At 54.7% G+C, this 26,176-nt stretch carries 10 protein-coding genes, 1 tRNA gene and 1 CRISPR repeat array; of the genes, 4 read left to right on the forward strand and 7 right to left on the reverse strand.

Going from position 1 to position 26,176, the window contains the following annotated elements; genetic code table 11:
• Window positions 1-8: 8 nt before the first annotated feature.
• Window positions 9-347 carry a P-II family nitrogen regulator gene (gene glnK / locus QEN43_RS20455; protein ID WP_026610078.1) on the reverse strand — a complete coding sequence of 113 codons (339 nt, stop codon included), beginning with the start codon at window positions 345-347 and terminating at the stop codon, window positions 9-11.
• Between the two features lie 279 nt (window positions 348-626).
• Between glnK and QEN43_RS20460 the strand changes: the two genes are divergently transcribed.
• The 4 genes from QEN43_RS20460 to QEN43_RS20475 all read left to right on the forward strand — a co-directional run bounded on the left by QEN43_RS20460 (window position 627) and on the right by QEN43_RS20475 (window position 4,523).
• Window positions 627-878 carry an accessory factor UbiK family protein gene (locus tag QEN43_RS20460; protein ID WP_026610079.1) on the forward strand — a complete coding sequence of 84 codons (252 nt, stop codon included), beginning with the start codon at window positions 627-629 and terminating at the stop codon, window positions 876-878.
• Window positions 879-898: 20 nt separating this feature from the next.
• Window positions 899-2,416, forward strand: coding sequence for a YifB family Mg chelatase-like AAA ATPase (locus QEN43_RS20465; protein WP_026610080.1), 1,518 nt, complete (start codon window positions 899-901; stop codon window positions 2,414-2,416).
• The gene (gene rep / locus QEN43_RS20470; protein ID WP_026610081.1) at window positions 2,416-4,425 is read left to right on the forward strand and encodes a DNA helicase Rep; all 2,010 of its coding nucleotides are present in this window, start codon (window positions 2,416-2,418) and stop codon (window positions 4,423-4,425) included. The genes QEN43_RS20465 and rep overlap by 1 nt, the downstream gene beginning before the upstream one ends.
• A 21-nt stretch (window positions 4,426-4,446) precedes the next feature.
• A tRNA-Arg gene (locus QEN43_RS20475) sits at window positions 4,447-4,523 on the forward strand.
• A 977-nt stretch (window positions 4,524-5,500) separates the two neighbouring features.
• Here QEN43_RS20475 and QEN43_RS20480 read toward each other — a convergent pair.
• From QEN43_RS20480 to cas1c, 6 genes are all read right to left on the reverse strand, one after another.
• The gene (locus QEN43_RS20480) at window positions 5,501-5,884 is read right to left on the reverse strand and encodes a hypothetical protein (RefSeq protein ID WP_036268155.1); all 384 of its coding nucleotides are present in this window, start codon (window positions 5,882-5,884) and stop codon (window positions 5,501-5,503) included.
• A 252-nt stretch (window positions 5,885-6,136) separates the two neighbouring features.
• A complete protein-coding gene (locus QEN43_RS20485) occupies window positions 6,137-8,881 on the reverse strand; it encodes a hypothetical protein (RefSeq protein WP_026610083.1) in 2,745 nt (914 codons plus the stop codon).
• A gap of 121 nt (window positions 8,882-9,002) precedes the next feature.
• Entirely contained in the window at window positions 9,003-9,194 is a 192-nt protein-coding gene (locus QEN43_RS21885) for a helix-turn-helix transcriptional regulator (RefSeq protein WP_084161843.1), read from the reverse strand.
• Between the two features lie 134 nt (window positions 9,195-9,328).
• A complete protein-coding gene (locus QEN43_RS20490) occupies window positions 9,329-10,234 on the reverse strand; it encodes a tyrosine-type recombinase/integrase (protein WP_202901096.1) in 906 nt (301 codons plus the stop codon).
• Between the two features lie 195 nt (window positions 10,235-10,429).
• A CRISPR array of direct repeats spans window positions 10,430-24,621; the repeat unit is 37 nt; unit sequence GTTTCAATCCACTCCCGGTTATTAAGCCGGGAGTTAC.
• A 190-nt stretch (window positions 24,622-24,811) separates the two neighbouring features.
• Window positions 24,812-25,102, reverse strand: coding sequence for a CRISPR-associated endonuclease Cas2 (gene cas2 / locus QEN43_RS20495; RefSeq protein ID WP_317963554.1), 291 nt, complete (start codon window positions 25,100-25,102; stop codon window positions 24,812-24,814).
• A 7-nt stretch (window positions 25,103-25,109) separates the two neighbouring features.
• Entirely contained in the window at window positions 25,110-26,144 is a 1,035-nt protein-coding gene (gene cas1c / locus QEN43_RS20500; protein WP_026610088.1) for a type I-C CRISPR-associated endonuclease Cas1c, read from the reverse strand.
• Window positions 26,145-26,176 lie beyond the last annotated feature (32 nt).

The raw sequence follows: 26,176 nt of genomic DNA on the forward strand, positions 1-26,176 counted from the left end.
CGTGGATGTTATAGGGCTTCCGCTCCGGTTTCGCCGGTACGAATGCGAATGACTTGCTCGAGGTCGAGCACGAAAATCTTGCCGTCACCGATTTTTCCGGTATTAGCCGTCTTGGCGATGGCATCGAGCACGGCGTCCAGTTGCTCGTCCGTTACCGCGACTTCGAGCTTGACCTTGGGCAGGAAGTCGACGACGTATTCGGCGCCGCGGTACAACTCGGTGTGTCCTTTTTGACGGCCGAATCCTTTCACCTCGGTAACGGTGATGCCGGAGATGCCAACATCGGACAGAGCCTCGCGGACATCATCCAACTTGAATGGTTTTAGAATCGCGGTCACAAATTTCATGTGAGAGTTCTCCTATTGAATGTGCGGACGCCGCCTTCGGTTAGGGGACGAGTCGGCGAAGCGCAGCTCGGTTTTGAGGCGTTCGATGACCTGGAAGCAGTACCTGTGCCAAGCGCCGCATCACCCGGATCACAAGGCAGAAAGTGACGTTGTCAAGACAGCAGGCGAAAAAAATGCACCATCACAGAGCATTAGAATCGGCGTGCACTCCGACGGTGCATGGGGCAGGGCGGTCGTTGCGCTGGACGCTCGCCGCATCACTCGGCTATTCTTTTTTGCATGTTTGATAAAGCCACCCTAAACGATCTCGCCCGGCGCCTGGCCGAAGCGGTACCGACCAACCTCTTCATGTTGCAGGAAGATTTGGAAAAGAACTTCCGGGCGATACTTCAAGCCTCTTTCGCCAAGATGAATCTGGTCAGCCGGGAGGAATTCGAAGTGCAGACCGCCGTTCTCGCGCGAACGCGGGAGCGGTTGGAACGGTTGGAAGCTCAGGTCGCCGAGCTGGAAAAGCAGATCGCCAGCCGCTAATCGGGACGGACGAGGCGTTCATGTCCCTGGCCGTCGTTTTCACTCGGGGCAGGCAAGGCATCGAGGCGCCGCTGGTCACCGTCGAGGTACATATTTCCAACGGTCTGCCCAGCCTATCCATCGTCGGCCTTCCGGAAACCGCGGTAAAAGAAAGCAAGGATCGGGTGCGAGGCGCGCTGCTGAACTGCCAGTTCGAATTTCCGCTCCAGCGTATCACCGTGAACATGGCGCCTGCCGACATTCCCAAGGAAGGCGGCCGCTTCGATTTGGCCATTGGACTGGGCATCCTGGCGGCGTCGGGGCAGATCAGGAGCGAAGCGCTTCGGGACATCGAATGCGTCGGCGAGCTTTCCTTAAGCGGTGATCTCCGCCCCATCAGCGGCGTATTGCCGGTCGCAATTCAGGCCAAGCAGGCGGGACGCGCCCTAATCGTTCCCGCGGAGAACGCGGGCGAGGCGGTTTTGGCCGAAGGCGCGAAAATCCTCCCGGCGCGCCATCTGCTCGAAGTTTGCGCGCATTTGAACGGGCAACAGTCGATTCCGTTCGAACCTTCCGAGGCATCCGCTGCTGTTCCGGAGGATCTGCCCGATTTCGCCGACGTGCACGGCCATTTTCACGCCAAGCGGGCTTTGGAAGTCGCCGCCGCCGGTAGGCATAACATCATTATGCTGGGACCGCCCGGGACCGGTAAGTCGATGCTGGCAGCCCGGCTTCCGAGCATCCTCCCGCCCTTGACTGACGAAGAGGCCCTGGAAAGCGCAGCGATCGCATCGGTCAGCGATCTGCCTTTCGATCCGCGGCGCTGGCGTATCCCGCCGTTTCGCGCACCGCACCATACCGCCTCAGCCCCGGCTTTGGTCGGCGGCGGCGGCAACCCCAAGCCGGGCGAAATTTCCCTGGCGCACAATGGCGTGCTTTTTCTCGACGAACTGCCCGAATTCGATCGTAAGGTGTTAGAGGTCTTGAGAGAACCCTTGGAAACCGGGGCCATCACGATTTCCCGCGTCGCGCGCCAGGTCGATTTCCCAGCCCGGTTCCAGCTCGTCGCCGCCATGAACCCGTGCCCCTGCGGCTATCTGGGTGATGCCTCGGGACGCTGTCGTTGCACGGCGGAACAGGTGCAGCGTTATCGCTCCCGGATTTCCGGGCCCTTGCTCGACCGGATCGACATTCACGTCGAAGTGCCGCGGGTTTCCCAAGACGTGCTGCGCAATGGGACACCCGGCGGTGAACAGACGAGCGCCGACATCCGTCGCCGCGTGCTCGCAGCTCGGGAAATCGCCCGGCAGCGGACCGGTAAACCGAATGCCTTCATGACTCCACAAGAAATCAAGCGATATTGCCGGCTGAGCGACGAGGGGCACCGATTGCTCGAGCAGGCCACGGAAAAACTCGGACTGTCCCATCGTGCCTATCACCGTATCCTGAAGCTCGCGCGCACCATTGCCGATCTTGCCGGCGAGGAGGACATCGCCGTTTCGCATCTCAGCGAAGCGATCGGGTTCCGGCGTCTGGACCGCGTTCCGACGGGCCTCTGATGGCAGCTCAACTGAATCCGCAGCAGCTCGCTGCCGTGACCACTTTGGACTGTCCTTTGCTCGTGCTTGCCGGGGCGGGCAGCGGTAAGACGCGGGTGATCACCGAGAAGATCGCCTATCTGGTCAAACAGGGCACGCCGGCGCGCCACATCGCCGCCGTTACCTTCACCAATAAGGCGGCGCGCGAGATGAAAAGCCGTGTCGGCAAACTCCTTTCCGATAAGGAGTTGCGCGGACTTACGGTATCCACCTTTCATTCGTTGGGCCTCGAAATCGTGCGCGAGGAACACGGCGCACTGGGCTTCAAGAAGAACATTTCCATCTTCGACGAACACGATCGTTTGGCCCTGGTCAAGGAACTCATCAAACATGGTTCGGGCCACTGGGATATCGACAAGGTGGAAAGCTATGTCCAGCGTATCGGGCGCTGGAAGAATCTGTTCGTGACGCCCGAGCGGGCGATCGCGCAAGAGCAGGGCGATGGGTACCCGGTCGCCCTGCTTTATGCCGAATATGTCCGCCACATGAAGTCCTACAACGCCGTGGACTTCGACGACCTGATCCTGCTTCCGGTTCTGCTGTTCCACGAACATGCCGAGATCCTCGACAAATGGCGGAACCGGATACGCTATTTACTGGTAGACGAATACCAGGACACCAACTTAACCCAATACGAATTGGTCAAGCTGCTGACCGGCAAGCTGGGGCGTTTTACCGTGGTTGGCGACGACGACCAGTCGATTTACGCCTGGCGCGGTGCGCAGCCGGAAAACCTGGCTCAGCTGCAGCGCGACTTTCCGCGGCTCAAGGTCATCAAACTGGAGCAGAATTACCGCTCGACCGGCAGGATTCTGAAGGTCGCCAACAAGCTCATCGCCAACAACCCGCACGTGTTCGAGAAGAAGCTGTGGAGCGCGCTCGGATACGGCGATCCGCTACGCGTGCTCACCCACAAGGACGAGATCGCGGAAGCGCGCCAAATCGCCTCCGATCTCTTGCATCATAAATTTCGTCACGGCACGCGTTTTTCGGATTACGCCATCCTGTATCGTAGCAACCATCAATCGCGACCTTTCGAGCGTGCCTTGCGGGAGCACTCCATTCCCTATTTCATCAGCGGCGGAATGTCCTTCTTCAGCTATACCGAGATCAAGGACATCATGGCCTACCTACGCTTGCTGGTGAATTCGGACGACGATGCGGCCTTCCTGCGCATCGTCAACGTTCCGCGCCGGGAGATCGGCCCCACGACCCTGGAAAAACTCGGTGCCTACGCCAACCAGCGTCACATCAGCCTGTTTTCCGCCTGTTTCGAGATCGGACTTCAGCAGTTTCTGGGCGAACCGGCTATCAATCGCTTGAGGCACTTCGCCGAATTCATCACCGACGTCGCGGATCGCGCCCAGCGCGGCGACACCTTCGCCGTGATCGACGAGTTCATCGCCGCTATCGGCTACGAAAACTGGCTGAGAGAGACCAGCAACAGCGAAGAGGCAGCGCGGCGCAGGATGGGGCAGGTTCGCGAGTTGCTCGATTGGCTCCAGCGCATCGCCAAGGAAGACGAAAAGGAAAAGAGCCTTTCGGAAGTCGTTTCCCGCATTCTGCTACTCGATGTTCTGGAACGGAACCAAGAAGAAAACGCCGGGGACAGAGTCAACCTGATGACGCTGCATGCCGCCAAAGGCTTGGAATTTCCGTATGTCTACCTGGTCGGCATGGAAGAGAACCTGCTGCCGCACCAGACCAGCATCGAAGAAAACACGATCGAGGAAGAACGCCGGCTGGCTTACGTGGGCATCACGCGTGCCCAGAAGCTACTCACCCTGAGCTACTGCACGCACCGAAAACGCCACGGCGAGATCGTGGAGTGCGAGCCTAGCCGCTTCTTGAACGAACTGCCGGAAGAAGAACTCGAATGGCCCGAACGGCGAGCGCTCGATCCCGAACAGAAAAAGGAGCTCGCCAGAGGCAGCTTCGCCGCCGTCCGAAGTCTGTTAAACCGATCCTAAATCCTGTAGAATGCGCGGCATGCGCCCGTAGCTCAGTTGGATAGAGCGTTGGCCTCCGGAGCCAAAGGTCGGACGTTCGAGTCGTCTCGGGCGCGCCAAATTTCAGCCAAAACGCCTTGTGTCACAAGGGTTTACAAAAACAACCGCTGAATCTGCGGTCTCCCAGCAGCAAGGGTTTGTCACAGTCAGTGTGACAAAAGTGTGACAAAAAACCAGCCCTCCCTGGTGACATTCTTCCTTAGGCGTCGAAATGTAGCATAGCCGTGGCGTCTCGGTATCGCGTCACAATTTTGTCACACATTGGTAATTGTAGAGCATCTCATGGGTCTCGCCCTCGCCAGGGTTTCGCCGATCTTCGCCCGTGGTGTTCCTCATACATTTTTCCACGAGCAAACCCCGTGCCAACTTAAAATGCAGTAACCATGCGCCTTCGAGACTGGCACAAATCATGCGAATATAGTTCCACCGCAAAACCCGTGCCAACTTTTTAACCCCGGCCATACTTTTTTCTGTGCGAGCTCGCGCGCGGTATATAGCCTCGATCGGAAATTTTTTGGTCGTTCAAAACCGAGAGACAGCGCCAATGACGCTGTTCGACAAGCTGATTTTGTCACAGTGACGAAAATAGCCTGCCCACAAAAGGCGCGAAGGCGGGGTAGGCAGCCCTTACCGCCCCTCGTGGGGCGGCAGGACAGAGAGGCTGGCGCCGTCAGTACTGCGATTGCAGCTTTCGAATTTTGGCCTCGAGAATTTGATGTGCTAGCTTCCCTGGCCGAGAAGGAAGGCCAGGCTCATGCACCAGAGCCGAAAAAATTCTGTGTTCCCTTTCAGTCATGCGGTCCTGTAGAGTCTCCCGCACTGGCCGGAGCAGATGTTTAGTGTCGGGGCACCACACAGAATTTAGCCAGTGGTGAGCGCTTACCAAATCCCCGGATTGAATCGCTTGTCGGATCGCCTTGCAGCAGCTACGAAAGCCGCGGGGCATCCATCGAGATGTTTGGGCCTGTGTTTCCAAGGTAAAAGCTAAATCGAGCAGATCGGTCATTGTCGTCGTCCTCCATGACGAATGTTGAGATCAGTGAGAATCGGTCGGTGGTTCGGGCGGCTGATTGATAATGGTGCCGCCGTCGCTGTTCGCCTTCCGCACCAAACGGGAAGCCGTTTCCAAAACGATCCGGGCTGCCCGAAGCTGGCGATTGGGGTTTAGCCTGGCGGTCAACGCCGCCTCAAGAACGTCCAGCGCCTTGTCTACCAGGGCAGGCAACCGCTCGATCAAGCGTTGCTCGGCAACCGCCATTAACCTTTCGAGTTCGGCCTTGGCCTCTGGCTTTTGCAAAAATCGACAGACGGCTGTTGGATGGAAGTCGCTTTGACGTGCGGCTTCAGCTTGGCTCATCCCTTCTGCCAGTCTGTACAGCAAGAGACGTTGCTTTGGGGAAAAAGCGTCGTTAGATTTCATTGTGTTACGTCCATGTTGAATGTTTGGTGGGTCTGGGATATGTGGAGTAGTTTCTAAGTTATTGATTTGTAAGATGTTGGTGGGTCTGGTGGGTCTGGTGGGTCAATTTCCAACTCTCTACTAATTTTATTTTTTCAAAAATTTTTTGCTAGCCGAGTTAGAGACAGACCCACGAGACCCACGAGACCCACAAGACCTTTTAAAATCAAACACTTACGTGGTGGGTCTGAAAAAATCAGACCCACGAGACATTTACCCCGCAAGTTCAACCCTCCACAAAGCGACACCCTGATAAGTGCCAGCCGACATAAACCGCCTACCATCCACGATTTGCCCTTTGCGTCTCCGGATGTGCTCGCCCAAACGTCGCGAATCAATTGCACCATTTCGCCCCATTGCAACACATTCCATAGCCTCGATTAACGCACGCCGATCCTCCTCCGAACACACAACATCCGCCACACGCGCAGCCTTCGCCGCAGTGACGGGCCGGCCTTTGTAAACGCGATGCCACGCTTCCAACAGCCCACCCAGGTTGATGCTCTCGGGATCTTCACCGGCATTGACGCTGAGGCTGTCCACAGGGTCAGCGCAACCCAGCCAAATCAAGGCATCTCGTACCCCGCGGTTCCACGCCTCGAACGAACCCAAAACATTCGCACCCACATTCGGCCTACCGGCACACACATACGCCCGCAGGATCGTGAGTGCCGCCACAATCAGGCTCTCTCGACGCTCATCACAATACGCCAGGAAATCCCGATCGAACGATCTCGCAAATGGCCTTTCGCATTGTGGATCGATCCGGCAAGCGAGCACTCGCCGGGTCAGGTCACCCGTGATCAAGGTGTTATTGCCCGTGCTTACCAAAACACAATTCGTCGGCACATGCACATTCCGACTCACGCCGAGCACCCGATCAGAAAAAGATTGCTGCGTCAGCAGGATACAAATCACATCGGATTTCATTTGAGATGAAACGTTGTCGAGCAAAATAACCGGGTGTCCCTCTCTCAACAGCGCCGTGAACCGTTTCCGCATCTCGTTTTCGTCGTCGGTGTAGGCCGTTGTCGTAGGCTCCAAGCCGGTAACGATTCGTCCGATCGCCCGCGCCAACAAGGTTTTGCCGCTACCCGCTGTCGGCGCGTCGATGTGAAACAGTGGCGCTGTAGGCAGGCTTCGGCGGATCACCGCCGTAAGCAGAGCAGCAACCCACACCATTTCGTCGACATCCGTCGCAATCGGGAACGTCGAAACGGCTTCACGAAGCACGCCCAGCGCACCCAAGGCATCCTCTCGGCTTGGATGTTGCGGGACAGGCTCAAAGTTGCAACCTCGCAGGTCCAAAAACAGGCCGGTTTCAGGGTCGTAGCCTGGCGCTTCCACCACCCTTCCATCCGGCGCAAGAGTCGGATGAGACACTGTGCCCGCCAGGTTCGGCAGCCGACTCTCGCCGCCGTTCAGCAACATTTTCAGGACACGTTCCGGCAAGTCTCGCGTTACCAACTCGCCCTTCGCGTTCGGCTTCCGACATCGCACCAGCGGCGCCAGCATCAAATGCAGCGAATGCTCGTTCAGTGGCTGGATCTCGGCAATTCCGACAGGTCTTCGAATCGCCCCCGTGGTGCTATCCTCGCGATGAACGACACGCACCAACTCGCCGCCCCGCTGAAACACTTTCGGTTCCGACTCGCACAGAAGTGCGTCTTCGCAGGCTTGAACCGCCCGATGTGGTTCTCCTTCCCGAACTATGACATCGGTCCGCTCAACGCGATAGTTAACCCCTCCCCTGTCGAAGCTGTGCACAATGATCGCTCGGCCATTGGCGTTGACGTACAACTTCGCCCGCCAACGGTTTTCATGGTCCGGATCCCATGGGTCAAGCAGCTCAGCGCCATCGAATTTCTGCGGATCTCGCAAGACATCGGCGACACTCGCCCGCCCATGTTCCCGGAACATCAGCGGAATCGATCCGGTTAGAACGCGGTTTTCACTGTATGCACGTTCAACGTCTTGTTCTGCCTGCCGTTCTGGGACGCCTCGAGCGATTAGGTCTCGTTTTTGCCGTTCTCGAAACACTCGCCCAAGTGCTTCGGCTTCCGGACGCGCCTTTTCCTTCGCAGCCTCGACAAGCTCTCGGTACAGCGCTTCCTCAGCTTCGGTCAGGTCGGCAATCCGTGTGGTGTCCAAAGCGACACCCGGACAATGTTCAGGATCACGCCGATACTGTCGCAACCCGTCGCCAAGCACCGGCCTCGCGCAAAAGTCCAGCCGTTCAGGACTACTCACCGCGACATCGATAATGCTTCGTTCGATCATCGCGCCAGACTTCGAGACTTCAATCCGACCGTGCCCAGCCAGCCAGAGCCGTTTGAACAACGCTTTGGTCGCCCTCGGGATGTCAGCGCCAGACTTCACGCGAATGTAGATGTGCATGCCGCCGGCATCGATAGCAGGTCTTTGCACTAGCCTCACACATCGGTCACCCGCCCCATCGATAACCTCGAAATCAGCCTTGCCTGGGGCACTTCGATAAATTCCCGATGAAGTCGACGATGCGATGATCTTTTCGGCTTGCGCGAATCCCGGAATCACCGCCTCAAAGGCGGCCAAAACATCTTCACGACCTAACGGCACGCCGTTCTTTGGTGGGTCATAGTCGATGAGCCAGACAGCCTCGCCGTCGGGAAACCGAAAGTGTTGTTTTGTGCGGGAAATGGCGTACGGATACTTCGGCAAAAGTTTCCGCGAAGCGATTTGCACCCGCTCGAAGTCACAAACTCCCTGTCCGATCGCGACATTGTTCGGCGAATCAGGATCATTGGCGGCTAAAAGGAAGCGATAAAAACCTTCGAAATCAGTCTCTATCGTTCTGGCTTCGCCGAGCACCATGGAACATTGACTGGCGTCCTTGATGATGTTGCCGTTGGCCAGCTCGATAGTCTTGGTCAACAGGCCGTTGGATTTGGTGAATTGCGTGTAAGTAATTGAATTCATTGCGAGTCCCAATGGTTGAATGTTACGGGCCGCAATGGACAGAAGGCGGGAATTTGTTAAGATATCAACAGGTTACGTAGATATCCCGCCCCGCGTCCATGCGGGGTTTTTTTCTTTGTGGCTAGCTAGTCCGTTTAGACGCCAGCCACCGCTCAACATCGGCTCGAAGAAAGCCGATTGCACGCTTTCCTAAGCGAAATTCTTGGGGGAAGGTAGGATCGGTAGCACGCAGCCGGTCGAGCGTCGAAATCGATACTCCAAGGTGTTGCGCTAACGGCCTTTTGCGGAATATGATCGAATCGTCCCTATTCATTAACGGTTCCTTCTGGTGGGGGAAGAACTGTCACAAACATGCGACAGGCGTCGTCATTTTTAACGCACGGTTTGAACTTAGTCAAGAGACCGCAAATCACCGCTAATCCCCTCATTAATCCGCCGACATCGTACTTACCCCAACTTCTCCCGGATGTCCTCCGGTCTTAAGTGCGCGTAGCGTTTCAGCATGTCCAGACTCTGGTGCCCGGTAATCGCGGATACCTCCATGGTACTCAATCCTTTCTCAATCAGTCGGCTTGTCGCTTCGTGTCTAAGGTCGTGAAGGTGCAAGTCCTCAATACCCGCTCGACGGCACGCCTTAACAAACGCATGGGTAAGACCGTCAGGCGTCATGTTCCAGACTTTCCCGGTGAGATTTCGCGGTAATCTCTTTAAAATCGCGACAGCCTTGCTCGTCAGCGGAATTGTTCGCGGTACCATGGTCTTCGTCTGAGGAATGTGAAGCACCCCTCGGCGCATATCAACATCCTCCCAGCGCATTGCACACAGCTCACCCCGCCGCATCGCTGTTTCAAGTGCAAACTGAACCATTGTCTGTGCCGTCGGCGACACTGCCAACGCTTCAAGCAACCGCTCCAACTCACCGGCTTCTAAGCGCCGTTCCCGCCCTCGCGGCAGTCGCGGAGCCTTTACTGTCGGAACGCCTCCCGGCAAATGGATTCCCCATTCGCCGTGGGCCAACTTTAAGACGCGATTCAACAAACCCAATTCGTGCTTGACCGATTGCGGACTAAGAGCTTTCAAGCGTTCTTGTCGGAATTCCGCTAAACGGCAAGGTGTGAGTTCCACCAAGGTATGCTTGCCAAGTTCACGCCGTAGATGTTTGATCCGGGTTTTTTCGGCCTTCTGCCCGCGAAGCGAAGGTAGTATCTCCGCTTCGAATCGGTCCAAAAGCTCATTGAGTGTCGTGCGCTCGGCGAATGTAGGATTTACAAAGGTACCTTTGCCGATTTGTCCCTCGATTTCGGCCGCCCACGTCTGAGCGTCTGTCTTTCTCTCGAAGGTTTTGGAGAGCATCTGCCCCTTTTTTCTAACCTGAACCTGCCAACTTGACCCCCGTTTTCGGATAGTCGCCATAATCGCCTCTGTGACAGAAGTGTGACACAGGGCGTTGGCCTAATTTGGACATGCGCGGTAAGTTATTGATTGCGCGGCATGCGCCCGTAGCTCAGTTGGATAGAGCGTTGGCCTCCGGAGCCGACTCCTGTACATGTTTCAATCCACTCCCGGTTATTAAGCCGGGAGTTACGCAAGCCCGCCAAGTGTTGTCTGTCCAGCCCCGAGTTTCAATCCACTCCCGGTTATTAAGCCGGGAGTTACCCTTTAATCGCGTTGCAAATAATCGACAAAATTGGTTTCAATCCACTCCCGGTTATTAAGCCGGGAGTTACCCAGGTGGGACTGTTGGCGTTGACGTTGATGCTCGTGTTTCAATCCACTCCCGGTTATTAAGCCGGGAGTTACGAACAGGGCCGATGCCTGGCTACTGACGTTCGCCGTTTCAATCCACTCCCGGTTATTAAGCCGGGAGTTACACCCCCACCCCCGAGCAATTGTCCCTTGCACAAGCTGTTTCAATCCACTCCCGGTTATTAAGCCGGGAGTTACGACGTCACGGGGAAGCGTTTTACCAAGCAGCGTCATGTTTCAATCCACTCCCGGTTATTAAGCCGGGAGTTACCCGCGTCTTCTCCCGGCCGCCAGTCGCGGCACACAAGTTTCAATCCACTCCCGGTTATTAAGCCGGGAGTTACGCAAGGTATAAGGGTTTTTGGTTCATGTTATGTCTCCGTTTCAATCCACTCCCGGTTATTAAGCCGGGAGTTACATAAAGGCCGAGTTGATGGCATTACGGGAGGAACGTGTTTCAATCCACTCCCGGTTATTAAGCCGGGAGTTACCGCGCGAAACGACGTCCATCGCCGCGTACAGATCGGGTTTCAATCCACTCCCGGTTATTAAGCCGGGAGTTACACACCTTGAGATCGGTCAGCCGCTGCGCCTCGTTTGTTTCAATCCACTCCCGGTTATTAAGCCGGGAGTTACCTCTCTCCTGGAGAAGCGCGGCGATGTGGACATTCTTGTTTCAATCCACTCCCGGTTATTAAGCCGGGAGTTACCAGGGGAATAACTCCGCCGTTCCTTCTGCGGTTACGTTTCAATCCACTCCCGGTTATTAAGCCGGGAGTTACCTCGCCCCGCGCACCTTCCAGCGCCGCCTGAGCGGTTTCAATCCACTCCCGGTTATTAAGCCGGGAGTTACGCGACGCTTACGCGTCCAGGGTCACCGCCGGGATGTTTCAATCCACTCCCGGTTATTAAGCCGGGAGTTACGCACCATCGTCGCGGGCGACATTCTCACCAACGCCGTTTCAATCCACTCCCGGTTATTAAGCCGGGAGTTACGCTCCGAATTCGAGCGCACGGCGGAAGGCGCCCGGTTTCAATCCACTCCCGGTTATTAAGCCGGGAGTTACTCGAGGAGATGGAGCTCGCCAAGCAGGGCGTGGACGTTTCAATCCACTCCCGGTTATTAAGCCGGGAGTTACTGAGTTCGGCTAGGGTCATGCGGGTTTCCTCGCTTGTTTCAATCCACTCCCGGTTATTAAGCCGGGAGTTACCGTTCTGCCGCGGGTGATTTCGGCCACGCTGACCGTCGTTTCAATCCACTCCCGGTTATTAAGCCGGGAGTTACCCGGCTCGCCGCCGACGGTCACCCGGCGGTGCGGGTTTCAATCCACTCCCGGTTATTAAGCCGGGAGTTACCTGCTGGGGGCGAACTGCACCGTCCCGGCGTCGACGTTTCAATCCACTCCCGGTTATTAAGCCGGGAGTTACCTGCAAGTCGTAGACCGCGCGTGGCCGGACGACTGGGTTTCAATCCACTCCCGGTTATTAAGCCGGGAGTTACGCCCAGGACCGGGCGGAGCAGATCCGGATCATCGCCGTTTCAATCCACTCCCGGTTATTAAGCCGGGAGTTACTCCTCAGCGACGTCGAGGGCGAAACCACCGTACCGGTTTCAATCCACTCCCGGTTATTAAGCCGGGAGTTACATCTGCTCACGCAGTCGCCCGAAATCATCGCGACCGTTTCAATCCACTCCCGGTTATTAAGCCGGGAGTTACGGTCGGGATCATGCCCATGCGCGATCAGTTCACTGTTTCAATCCACTCCCGGTTATTAAGCCGGGAGTTACAGACATTAGGTTTGTCTTTTCTAATCCGAATAGCAGTTTCAATCCACTCCCGGTTATTAAGCCGGGAGTTACTTTGTGCGGACGGGGACCTATGCGCTGATTGACAACGGTTTCAATCCACTCCCGGTTATTAAGCCGGGAGTTACTGTTGAAGGTTTCGGCCAGCGGTCGGTTCAGCGTCGTTTCAATCCACTCCCGGTTATTAAGCCGGGAGTTACCACCGGCCTCCGCTATGCTGAGGAGGACACGATCAAGTTTCAATCCACTCCCGGTTATTAAGCCGGGAGTTACGCACAGGCGCGCTTAACTTACTTGGGTTTCTTACCTGGTTTCAATCCACTCCCGGTTATTAAGCCGGGAGTTACGCGCCCAAGACAGGCTCAGACCTCCGAGGATAGCCGTTTCAATCCACTCCCGGTTATTAAGCCGGGAGTTACACCTGATCGCGGCGCTGGTCATCAGCTGGTCCTTCGAGTTTCAATCCACTCCCGGTTATTAAGCCGGGAGTTACGGGTATGCGCGCGTCGGACTCACCGCCAATAGCACGTTTCAATCCACTCCCGGTTATTAAGCCGGGAGTTACTATCTGTCTTGTAGGTGGAGTATCTGAGAAAGACGTGTTTCAATCCACTCCCGGTTATTAAGCCGGGAGTTACTTGATTCAATCAACTAGGAGATAAGTCATGATCAGTTTCAATCCACTCCCGGTTATTAAGCCGGGAGTTACCCTGCCCGCGCTCGTCGCAGGCTTCTACGTGGTAGCGTTTCAATCCACTCCCGGTTATTAAGCCGGGAGTTACACACGTGGGGAAGGGCTACGGGGCGGAGTGGCGGGGTTTCAATCCACTCCCGGTTATTAAGCCGGGAGTTACTTGATCAGCTTCTTGGCCAGCGCGATAGCTGAGTCGTTTCAATCCACTCCCGGTTATTAAGCCGGGAGTTACTAATCAATCCTCCCGCGGCTCGATGAATTGCTCAACGTTTCAATCCACTCCCGGTTATTAAGCCGGGAGTTACTACCGGGCGACCACGAACCCCTACGGTCCCGGTCAGTTTCAATCCACTCCCGGTTATTAAGCCGGGAGTTACCGCGAGCGTGACGCCGGGATCGTCCCGGGCGACCCGTTTCAATCCACTCCCGGTTATTAAGCCGGGAGTTACACCATGAGTAATAACACTAACGGAGGCAATACTTCGTTTCAATCCACTCCCGGTTATTAAGCCGGGAGTTACCGGCCTTGTGGACATCGTGTTCCGCGTCTTCGGGGTGTTTCAATCCACTCCCGGTTATTAAGCCGGGAGTTACGGCATTGGCCGAGATCGAGGCGCGCCTCCGGCTGGTTTCAATCCACTCCCGGTTATTAAGCCGGGAGTTACAGCTACAGGGGAAACCTTTAAGCTTAAGTATGACGTTTCAATCCACTCCCGGTTATTAAGCCGGGAGTTACCGACAGCATGTCTTCCAGTGAATTTATTGAAGGAGTTTCAATCCACTCCCGGTTATTAAGCCGGGAGTTACGGGGCGACACATTGAGGGAGCCGAGGCCGATCTCGGTTTCAATCCACTCCCGGTTATTAAGCCGGGAGTTACATTGAGACAAGGGATCTGTTCCCCACGCACGTGGGTTTCAATCCACTCCCGGTTATTAAGCCGGGAGTTACGACCTGATCGAGGGCTGGATCGGCATCCGTCCGGGTTTCAATCCACTCCCGGTTATTAAGCCGGGAGTTACGTTGGATGTGCCTGGCCGTAGACTGCGGCCTGAATCTCGTTTCAATCCACTCCCGGTTATTAAGCCGGGAGTTACGAGCAAGCACCTTGGCTTGCCCAGCCACTTCGAACGTTTCAATCCACTCCCGGTTATTAAGCCGGGAGTTACGGGTGGATTTTGCGGGCTAAAAACCATGAAAATCGTTTCAATCCACTCCCGGTTATTAAGCCGGGAGTTACGTTTTCTCCAACGCTTATCCGTCAAGGGCGACAGAGTTTCAATCCACTCCCGGTTATTAAGCCGGGAGTTACGTCCATTGCTTAGCTATTAAGGATAGTGATAGCGGGGTTTCAATCCACTCCCGGTTATTAAGCCGGGAGTTACAGCAGCGAAGTAACTATGTGTTTGCCTTGGAGAGGTTTCAATCCACTCCCGGTTATTAAGCCGGGAGTTACTCATCAGTCAGTTCCTCGGGAACCTCAACCCCGCGGTTTCAATCCACTCCCGGTTATTAAGCCGGGAGTTACCGGCATCAAAGGCATCCATCCAACCACGTTCTTCGTTTCAATCCACTCCCGGTTATTAAGCCGGGAGTTACGTCTTTCCGGTGATGTGCAGAATCACTTGACCAGGTTTCAATCCACTCCCGGTTATTAAGCCGGGAGTTACTTGCGGGTTCAAACTGCATGACACGATGATCTACCAGTTTCAATCCACTCCCGGTTATTAAGCCGGGAGTTACGTCCTATCTCGCTTAATCTATTCAGACATCAAGGAGTTTCAATCCACTCCCGGTTATTAAGCCGGGAGTTACTTCTTTTAGATGGAGACATACATACTGCTAATCAGGTTTCAATCCACTCCCGGTTATTAAGCCGGGAGTTACGGCGCTTCATCGGCATCGAGCGCGTATCGGATTATATCGTTTCAATCCACTCCCGGTTATTAAGCCGGGAGTTACCCTAGTTGTACACTGTAGTGCAACCAAGCCTAGCATGTTTCAATCCACTCCCGGTTATTAAGCCGGGAGTTACGCCTTTTTCCACTCCGTACGATGTCGGTTCCCATGTTTCAATCCACTCCCGGTTATTAAGCCGGGAGTTACGATTTACCTCATGTGTACCTTTTAGTTCTATTTATGTTTCAATCCACTCCCGGTTATTAAGCCGGGAGTTACGCGCTTGATATGCGGCGGGTCGAATGCCACCAGCCTGTTTCAATCCACTCCCGGTTATTAAGCCGGGAGTTACCACCCGGCGTTGTAGTAGATCACAGCTTGGCTTTGTTTCAATCCACTCCCGGTTATTAAGCCGGGAGTTACACCGCACCGCACACCACAGCTGCCAGCGCTACGCAGTTTCAATCCACTCCCGGTTATTAAGCCGGGAGTTACACCAGGCCCGTAAGGGCATTTATTTAGGAGCTTTGTTTCAATCCACTCCCGGTTATTAAGCCGGGAGTTACGTCATCGCTTTCGCTTGCGCGTCCAGCATGGCCGGTTTCAATCCACTCCCGGTTATTAAGCCGGGAGTTACTTATTAAGTACGTTGTTCGTAATAAAGGAACTAAAGTTTCAATCCACTCCCGGTTATTAAGCCGGGAGTTACTAGACGCCTAATCCTGTAACAGCCGACAAATATTTGTTTCAATCCACTCCCGGTTATTAAGCCGGGAGTTACTGCATGATACGATGATCTTTGATCGCGATAGTTTTCAGTTTCAATCCACTCCCGGTTATTAAGCCGGGAGTTACAAATCTGCTCATTCGTTTCCTCTCATAGCCTTCATGTTTCAATCCACTCCCGGTTATTAAGCCGGGAGTTACGCTGGAAGAGGTGGAGAGATTATTCAGGCTATTTGGTTTCAATCCACTCCCGGTTATTAAGCCGGGAGTTACGGGTGTCCTGGAGTTGGACCTAAGAAGGCTCAAAGTTTCAATCCACTCCCGGTTATTAAGCCGGGAGTTACGTCCGGATCGGGCCGGGCGCCGGCTAGCCGCGTTTGTTTCAATCCACTCCCGGTTATTAAGCCGGGAGTTACCGACCACTATGTCATCGAATATTCGACCGACAACCAGTTTCAATCCACTCCCGGTTATTAAGCCGGGAGTTACCTAACCAAACCACCGCCCACGGACGGGCATAACCTGTTTCAATCCACTCCCGGTTATTAAGCCGGGAGTTACGATAAGCCTGTGGTGTCTCTCTAGGGGCTCAAAAAGTTTCAATCCACTCCCGGTTATTAAGCCGGGAGTTACTCGTGCCAGCCAGTCATCCAGGGTCCCCCACCGGGGGGTTTCAATCCACTCCCGGTTATTAAGCCGGGAGTTACGTCTTATAAAAGTTCATTCTTTTCCCCTCAGCTTCATGTTTCAATCCACTCCCGGTTATTAAGCCGGGAGTTACTAAGCCTGTGGTGTCTCCCTAGGGGCTCAAAAAAGTTTCAATCCACTCCCGGTTATTAAGCCGGGAGTTACTCATTTACGCCGATCGGCATAGCGAATCCAATCCGGTTTCAATCCACTCCCGGTTATTAAGCCGGGAGTTACTCCACCCCCTCCACGCGTTTTACCTCGCACCGGCTTGTTTCAATCCACTCCCGGTTATTAAGCCGGGAGTTACGTGCTCGAAGATGGCTTCGTGGCGTACATCGCTCCGTTTCAATCCACTCCCGGTTATTAAGCCGGGAGTTACGGCCGGGGGGGCGCCTCTTGGTAATATTGGCAATGTTTCAATCCACTCCCGGTTATTAAGCCGGGAGTTACCCGCTGCCGCCGGCCGGGGGGGCGAATCTTGGGTTGTTTCAATCCACTCCCGGTTATTAAGCCGGGAGTTACCCGCGAACTGACGATGCACCGCCAGCATGTTCAACGTTTCAATCCACTCCCGGTTATTAAGCCGGGAGTTACTCTTGCGTGCCCGGTCCGCGATGTCAAGGGCCACAAGTTTCAATCCACTCCCGGTTATTAAGCCGGGAGTTACATGCTTGCCGATTGGCCAAGCTTCCGATTCCGTCGGTTTCAATCCACTCCCGGTTATTAAGCCGGGAGTTACGATCCCCGGCGGGCTGTAGTTCGCGGAGGTTAAAGTTTCAATCCACTCCCGGTTATTAAGCCGGGAGTTACGTTTTGCTGTCCGGCGCAAATAGATGGTAGGACGGGTTTCAATCCACTCCCGGTTATTAAGCCGGGAGTTACGCACGAACGAATACCAGGCGACGATAACAAGCCTGTTTCAATCCACTCCCGGTTATTAAGCCGGGAGTTACCGGCAGCATTCGGCCTTATTGATGCTGCTCAAAAAGTTTCAATCCACTCCCGGTTATTAAGCCGGGAGTTACGGTTAACCGCTGCGGTTGCGTCGTAGCTCTTGATGAGTTTCAATCCACTCCCGGTTATTAAGCCGGGAGTTACCATAGGTTTTTCGATTCCCCCGAGCCGTCATCGCCGGTTTCAATCCACTCCCGGTTATTAAGCCGGGAGTTACCCGCGCTTCGCTTGGCCCAAGACAAATAAGCAACAAAGTTTCAATCCACTCCCGGTTATTAAGCCGGGAGTTACGCAGGCCCGTAGCCCCGCACCCCTGCCACGTGGCGTTTCAATCCACTCCCGGTTATTAAGCCGGGAGTTACGTATTGGTGACCGTGAAATTGTTGCGGTTGATGATGTTTCAATCCACTCCCGGTTATTAAGCCGGGAGTTACTGCGTCGTGGGTTTTCGGAATGCTTCCGGGTGCTAGGTTTCAATCCACTCCCGGTTATTAAGCCGGGAGTTACGCTTGGCCAATCGGCAAGCGTTGGCCCAGGCCTCATAGTTTCAATCCACTCCCGGTTATTAAGCCGGGAGTTACACGATCCATTGCCCGCAACTGCGCGTCCAGCATGGTTTCAATCCACTCCCGGTTATTAAGCCGGGAGTTACGTTAAGGATCTGTCGTGTAAGCACGTGCACGTGTATGTTTCAATCCACTCCCGGTTATTAAGCCGGGAGTTACGGAAGGCATGAAGGCCTCGGACGGGAGATCGAGGTTTCAATCCACTCCCGGTTATTAAGCCGGGAGTTACATAGAATTCTCTATGGCTAACAACCTTAATGCTTGTGTTTCAATCCACTCCCGGTTATTAAGCCGGGAGTTACTCCGCAAGTTGGACCCTGCTGCTGCTGAGTACTTAGTTTCAATCCACTCCCGGTTATTAAGCCGGGAGTTACTTCAGATTGCTGAAGCATTGGATAGGGAAGAAGACGTTTCAATCCACTCCCGGTTATTAAGCCGGGAGTTACGTAGAACTCAATGTGACCCCATCCGGATTGGCGCAGTTTCAATCCACTCCCGGTTATTAAGCCGGGAGTTACACGAGGTCGTCTATCTGCTCGTCGGTGATGGACGGTTTCAATCCACTCCCGGTTATTAAGCCGGGAGTTACGCTCGACCCGATGACCGTCAACGTGCAAATAGACGTTTCGTTTCAATCCACTCCCGGTTATTAAGCCGGGAGTTACGCGGCGCCCTGTTGAACGCCGTCATTCCGAGCCCGTTTCAATCCACTCCCGGTTATTAAGCCGGGAGTTACGTCTATCCGGCGCTGCGCTCCCGCTTCGGGCGTTATGTTTCAATCCACTCCCGGTTATTAAGCCGGGAGTTACCCGGTAAGCGGGAAATTGACCGCGTTCTGCTGGATGTTTCAATCCACTCCCGGTTATTAAGCCGGGAGTTACGGGGCGGTTGTCCTCCATGCTCGGCGGGTCATACCGGTTTCAATCCACTCCCGGTTATTAAGCCGGGAGTTACATGGCGTCCGAGCGGACCGCGGACAGCGTCATCGTTGTTTCAATCCACTCCCGGTTATTAAGCCGGGAGTTACACGGCGCGGAGTTGTCCATGCGCGTCGAGCCGGATGTTTCAATCCACTCCCGGTTATTAAGCCGGGAGTTACGGTTCCGGGTGTGAACGATGACCGCTTTCATGCTTTGTTTCAATCCACTCCCGGTTATTAAGCCGGGAGTTACCAATTGACCTATGCGTTTGTCCAGCAGGAGGTAATCAAGTTTCAATCCACTCCCGGTTATTAAGCCGGGAGTTACTATCGAATTAACAGCCAAGGGAAAAGAATTAGTCGTTTCAATCCACTCCCGGTTATTAAGCCGGGAGTTACCGAATTCATACTCTGCGACTTTACAAATTTCTGACGTTTCAATCCACTCCCGGTTATTAAGCCGGGAGTTACAGATATCAGCTAAGGGACAGATAAGTATTGATTGGTTTCAATCCACTCCCGGTTATTAAGCCGGGAGTTACGCTGGGTTCGCAAACCTACCATCATAAGTTGAATTTGTTTCAATCCACTCCCGGTTATTAAGCCGGGAGTTACCATGGCACGGCGCGACATCGGCAAAACCTTGTTGGTTTCAATCCACTCCCGGTTATTAAGCCGGGAGTTACGCAACTCGTCGTTGACGATCTTGCTACCGAAGCAGTTTCAATCCACTCCCGGTTATTAAGCCGGGAGTTACCTCTATGGCCTACACGCCCACGGATCACCTATTCGTTTCAATCCACTCCCGGTTATTAAGCCGGGAGTTACCTCTATGGCCTACACGCCCACGGATCACCTATTCGTTTCAATCCACTCCCGGTTATTAAGCCGGGAGTTACCAACATAGGTAAATTCAAGAGTCCAACGACCATCCGTTTCAATCCACTCCCGGTTATTAAGCCGGGAGTTACATCATGGTGAGCCCCTACTCGCTCCAGTGCTACAACGTTTCAATCCACTCCCGGTTATTAAGCCGGGAGTTACCCATATTCATGAGCTCCATTCGAGTGAGTTGAAAGGTTTCAATCCACTCCCGGTTATTAAGCCGGGAGTTACTGATTTCACCCCGGACACAGGGACCGACCGGGAGCGTTTCAATCCACTCCCGGTTATTAAGCCGGGAGTTACCGCACAGAACCGCATCGAGGACGCGCTGGGCCAGGAGTTTCAATCCACTCCCGGTTATTAAGCCGGGAGTTACGCGCCCGCGACGAAATCCTCGGGCTGTTCAACACGTTTCAATCCACTCCCGGTTATTAAGCCGGGAGTTACGGTCTATCGACCGTCGCGGCTGCAATGGGCGTTTCGGGTTTCAATCCACTCCCGGTTATTAAGCCGGGAGTTACATGTTGTGCCGCGCTTGAAATGATCGCAATGCGCGGTTTCAATCCACTCCCGGTTATTAAGCCGGGAGTTACGGTCCCCCGTGGACCCTATCACGGGCTATACCTGGTTTCAATCCACTCCCGGTTATTAAGCCGGGAGTTACAACTGGCGCAAGCGCAAGCGGAGTACGACACAGCCGTTTCAATCCACTCCCGGTTATTAAGCCGGGAGTTACGGATAGTTTCAAGCGACCTCCCGTTTATTCTCAGGTTTCAATCCACTCCCGGTTATTAAGCCGGGAGTTACATCCGATCCCGTACCAGGAAATGGCCCGGGCGGAGTTTCAATCCACTCCCGGTTATTAAGCCGGGAGTTACTCACGGTCGATTATTGCTACATCACCGGCATGATGTTTCAATCCACTCCCGGTTATTAAGCCGGGAGTTACCATGGTACTCTCCACCGACCAGCTCCTCGTTGGCAGGTTTCAATCCACTCCCGGTTATTAAGCCGGGAGTTACCGCTCACGGGCCACCGTATCGCGGTGGGCGATGTGTGGTTTCAATCCACTCCCGGTTATTAAGCCGGGAGTTACCGGTCGAGCCTTTCCCGTTGATGTTCACTCCGCGTGTTTCAATCCACTCCCGGTTATTAAGCCGGGAGTTACGTCTTTGTTGCTGTTGCCTCTAGGACCCCATTAACGTTTCAATCCACTCCCGGTTATTAAGCCGGGAGTTACCGCCCGCAGCGCCTCGATCTCGGCCTGTAGCGGGGCGTTTCAATCCACTCCCGGTTATTAAGCCGGGAGTTACCGCCCGCAGCGCCTCGATCTCGGCCTGTAGCGGGGCGTTTCAATCCACTCCCGGTTATTAAGCCGGGAGTTACCCCGCGATCTTAACGCAACGGTCGAAACCGGCCCGTTTCAATCCACTCCCGGTTATTAAGCCGGGAGTTACTTAACTGTCGCACCGTTAGCTATTTGTATAGGAAAAGTTTCAATCCACTCCCGGTTATTAAGCCGGGAGTTACCGGATGATGTGGGCCGGGTTCATGTCTACGTGGCCGTTTCAATCCACTCCCGGTTATTAAGCCGGGAGTTACGACCTACGCTTTGCAGCCATTAAAGTCGAGAGCAAGTTTCAATCCACTCCCGGTTATTAAGCCGGGAGTTACGCTCTTTCGTCGCCCAGGATGCGCCCATGGATTCGTTTCAATCCACTCCCGGTTATTAAGCCGGGAGTTACGTACCGTGAACCGTCAATATGACAGCTCTTTTGCGAAGTTTCAATCCACTCCCGGTTATTAAGCCGGGAGTTACTGTACAACGCCAGCCTAGGTGCGCCGTCGAACGAGTTTCAATCCACTCCCGGTTATTAAGCCGGGAGTTACGCAACGAGCACTGGCGCAGCATCGGGCGCATGGGCGTTTCAATCCACTCCCGGTTATTAAGCCGGGAGTTACACGCGCGTCGCGCAGGCGATCCGCATGCCAAGCGGTTTCAATCCACTCCCGGTTATTAAGCCGGGAGTTACCCTGGTTGCTGACGTTTGCCGATCTTGGGATACCTAGTTTCAATCCACTCCCGGTTATTAAGCCGGGAGTTACATTGGGATTGCCGGTCAAGGGCGTCAACGTGGCGGTTTCAATCCACTCCCGGTTATTAAGCCGGGAGTTACAATTGCAGGAAGACGACGACTCCGGCGTCAACCCGGTTTCAATCCACTCCCGGTTATTAAGCCGGGAGTTACGACGACATTCCGTTCTGATCTACAGGAAAAGCATGTTTCAATCCACTCCCGGTTATTAAGCCGGGAGTTACCGCTGGAATTCTACGAGTCCGGCAGTTCGACCCCGGTTTCAATCCACTCCCGGTTATTAAGCCGGGAGTTACGTGTTGGATTTGGCCGCATTGGAGCAGGTAACGCCGGTTTCAATCCACTCCCGGTTATTAAGCCGGGAGTTACACGTTCATCGGCAGTTCGGCGACGGCTTATAGCCAGTTTCAATCCACTCCCGGTTATTAAGCCGGGAGTTACGTCAGAAAACCAAGGCTGCATACCGCGATTGTCAGAGTTTCAATCCACTCCCGGTTATTAAGCCGGGAGTTACCGCCACACGGTCGGCACGGTCGGCACGGCAACCAAGGTTTCAATCCACTCCCGGTTATTAAGCCGGGAGTTACATGCCGACATCCGGATTCGCTCGAACATGGTTGAAGTTTCAATCCACTCCCGGTTATTAAGCCGGGAGTTACACTGCCGCACCTCGGATCCTGATCGCGGCACATACGTTTCAATCCACTCCCGGTTATTAAGCCGGGAGTTACACCGACCTTTTGTTCATCGATTCCGACATGGGATGTTTCAATCCACTCCCGGTTATTAAGCCGGGAGTTACGGAGTCAGGTTGATCATTATTTCTCTCCTTTCAGGTTTCAATCCACTCCCGGTTATTAAGCCGGGAGTTACCCACCTAGCGAGATACTTGACCGCGTTTCCGTCGAGTTTCAATCCACTCCCGGTTATTAAGCCGGGAGTTACCTACGCCTGGTGCGGTTCAGACCGAAGATGTTGCATTGTTTCAATCCACTCCCGGTTATTAAGCCGGGAGTTACGGTCGCTGTGGCCGCTGTACCCGCCTCACCCCGGAGGTTTCAATCCACTCCCGGTTATTAAGCCGGGAGTTACTCGTGGGCTACAACGACAACGGCCAGCCCATCGAGTTTCAATCCACTCCCGGTTATTAAGCCGGGAGTTACGTGGAAGACGCCGCGCTCAACTACTGATACTGATCAGTTTCAATCCACTCCCGGTTATTAAGCCGGGAGTTACGAGGAGCGGCTCCACCTGATCGTTCCGAAGGGCCAGTTTCAATCCACTCCCGGTTATTAAGCCGGGAGTTACGTTGAGGCCGGTTACTCCTGGGCCCCTGCGATGATCGTTTCAATCCACTCCCGGTTATTAAGCCGGGAGTTACTCTTTGCCGCCCTGAACGACGGGCCTTTCGCGGAGTTTCAATCCACTCCCGGTTATTAAGCCGGGAGTTACTTTCTCGCCGCGCTTGATCGCGACATAATCGTCCAGTTTCAATCCACTCCCGGTTATTAAGCCGGGAGTTACTTGTTAGCTGTAATTTTGGAGGCAACCATGGTTTACGTTTCAATCCACTCCCGGTTATTAAGCCGGGAGTTACCCGTCTGGATACTCCCCTTTTTAAGGGGGGAGAGGGTTTCAATCCACTCCCGGTTATTAAGCCGGGAGTTACCAGTGTTGACCCTATCGCAGCCGGTGACATTTCAGGTTTCAATCCACTCCCGGTTATTAAGCCGGGAGTTACTGGTGCACCTATGGGGTTGGGGTTATGGTCAAGGTGTTTCAATCCACTCCCGGTTATTAAGCCGGGAGTTACCTTACGCTGGCGGGTCTATCGGCCGGTTTTTGATTAGTTTCAATCCACTCCCGGTTATTAAGCCGGGAGTTACGCCCGCTTCAACTGGGTCGGCGTCAGGAGGAAGATGTTTCAATCCACTCCCGGTTATTAAGCCGGGAGTTACTTTGAGAAGTGTTGTTGAATAAAGCGATCTGTCCAGTTTCAATCCACTCCCGGTTATTAAGCCGGGAGTTACGAAAAAGACTCCGCTGATCGGCGACCTGCTGGCGCCGTTTCAATCCACTCCCGGTTATTAAGCCGGGAGTTACCAACAGGACCAAGACGCAAGCGACTAGGGCAGCGATGTTTCAATCCACTCCCGGTTATTAAGCCGGGAGTTACTTCGTTCTCCGGCAGCTCCGCTTTCATTCGGGCAATGTTTCAATCCACTCCCGGTTATTAAGCCGGGAGTTACCGAGACCATGGAGGAGTATCAACTCTATCTGGCGCACGAGTTTCAATCCACTCCCGGTTATTAAGCCGGGAGTTACCCGGGCGCCGCGGCGACCCATATCCCCCCAGCCGTGTTTCAATCCACTCCCGGTTATTAAGCCGGGAGTTACGTCGCGCGTTACAAGCGGTTGCTCAGGGTGGCCTTGTTTCAATCCACTCCCGGTTATTAAGCCGGGAGTTACTTGCCAGTAAAACGCTGGCTCCGAGTGCGCTAAATGTTTCAATCCACTCCCGGTTATTAAGCCGGGAGTTACCAGCAATACCCCATGCCTCACTCATCTCTTCGGTCAGTTTCAATCCACTCCCGGTTATTAAGCCGGGAGTTACCGTCGCCGGGACCTTGCACGGGTAGTAGCACGACATGTTTCAATCCACTCCCGGTTATTAAGCCGGGAGTTACAGCAGCTGTTAGCGACGAGCGGCTTCTTCTTGCGGGTTTCAATCCACTCCCGGTTATTAAGCCGGGAGTTACAGCCTTTCGGCAAAGCAAGAATAAATCAAGAAAAAATAGGAGAGAAGCGCGAGCCGGTGACGAAGGAGTGTCGGAGATGGGCGAGACAGGCGATCGTTGGTGACGAAGTCAAATAAAATCATACGCTTATGTACTGCGCGAATGTCCCGGCATTTTCCCGCCACTCTAGGTTCGCGCATCGGCAGGATGTTCATACGATCAAGGTGTCCTCGAAATCGACCGCCTTGAATTTGCCGAATTCTATGACGTTTTTCTCCAAGGGTTCCACGATCCGGTAAATCCGCAAGCTGTCTTCCTCCTCATTGATGATATCGAGTAAATCGTTCTTTAGGGTTTCGAGCTGCATCGGTTCGACTTTGCACTCGAACACCGATTTCTGCACGCGCTGCCCGTAATTAAGGCAGATTTTGGCGACGCGCCGAAGCCTTCGGCGGCCATCGGAAGTTTCCGTCGAGACGTCGTAACTGACCAGAACCAACATGTTGACCTCAGCGATTCAGGAAGGGTAGGTAATTTGGAATATCGCCGCGCAGGAAGCGGGCCAGAAGCCTTGCCTGCAATTGCGCCAGGAGGCCGACGGAGACTTCGGTGTCTAGCACCGGATGCTTCAAGGTTTCCTGTTTCCGGGTCTGATACGCGGCGATCACCGTTTTTCGGCCGCTGTCGTTGAGCAGTACCGCGCCACCCTCGCGTTCATCGAAATCTTTGGCCTGGATTTGGCCGCGGTTGATCAGGGTCAGGGCGAGCCGGTCGCAGATGGGCGCGCGGAATTCCTCCAGGAGATCAAGCGCCAAGGCCGGGCGGCCCGGCCGGACCGCGTGCAGGAATCCCAGCTGCGGATCGAGGCCGACGGTTTCCAGCGCCGACCGGCAATCGGCCAGCTTCAGCGCATAGAGAAACGAAATCAGCGCATTGAAGCGGTCGCGCGGAGGTCGGCGGTTTCGTGTGGAAAATGGGAAGACCGCGCGCAGCGACGGCTTCACGAGATAGGGCAGGGCGTCGAAATACACGCGGGCGGAATCGCCTTCGAGTCCTCGCAGCGTGTCCAGATTGTCGGCTTGCGGGATCTTGCGGATTTGGTTGGCGATGAGGCGCGCCGCTTGAACCAGCTTGTCCCGTTCCGTTGAGTCGTCGGTTTCTCGAGCACCGCGCATAAGCACCTGGCGGCTGTTGCGCAATTTGCCCGCAACGGTAGCGCGGGCGATCGAGAGTGTCTGGGAGGTATCGTCGGCCGCACGATACTGGGCCTGACGCAGCAGTACGTTGCCGCTTACCGGCCCTTCCAGCCGCGCTTTGAAGCGTCCGGCCCGATCCAACCAAACGATGGAGCGGCCGTCTTCGGCGCATCTTCCGAGTAGCGCCGGGCTCAACATGACATGGTCGAACAGCACGAAGGCGCCCAGATGATGCAGCGGAACCTGGAGCCGCTTCTCCTCTTCGATCATCACGCAGACGGTTTCGCCTTCGAGCCGCAAGTACGCATCCGGCGTAGTGACGTAAAGGGTGTTGAGCAGGACGGTCATGGCGTGGATTCCCCCGGTGTGTTTTCGTTTCT

It is taken from the genome of Methylocaldum szegediense, assembly GCF_949769195.1.
Classification (GTDB): Bacteria; Pseudomonadota; Gammaproteobacteria; order Methylococcales; family Methylococcaceae; genus Methylocaldum; species Methylocaldum szegediense.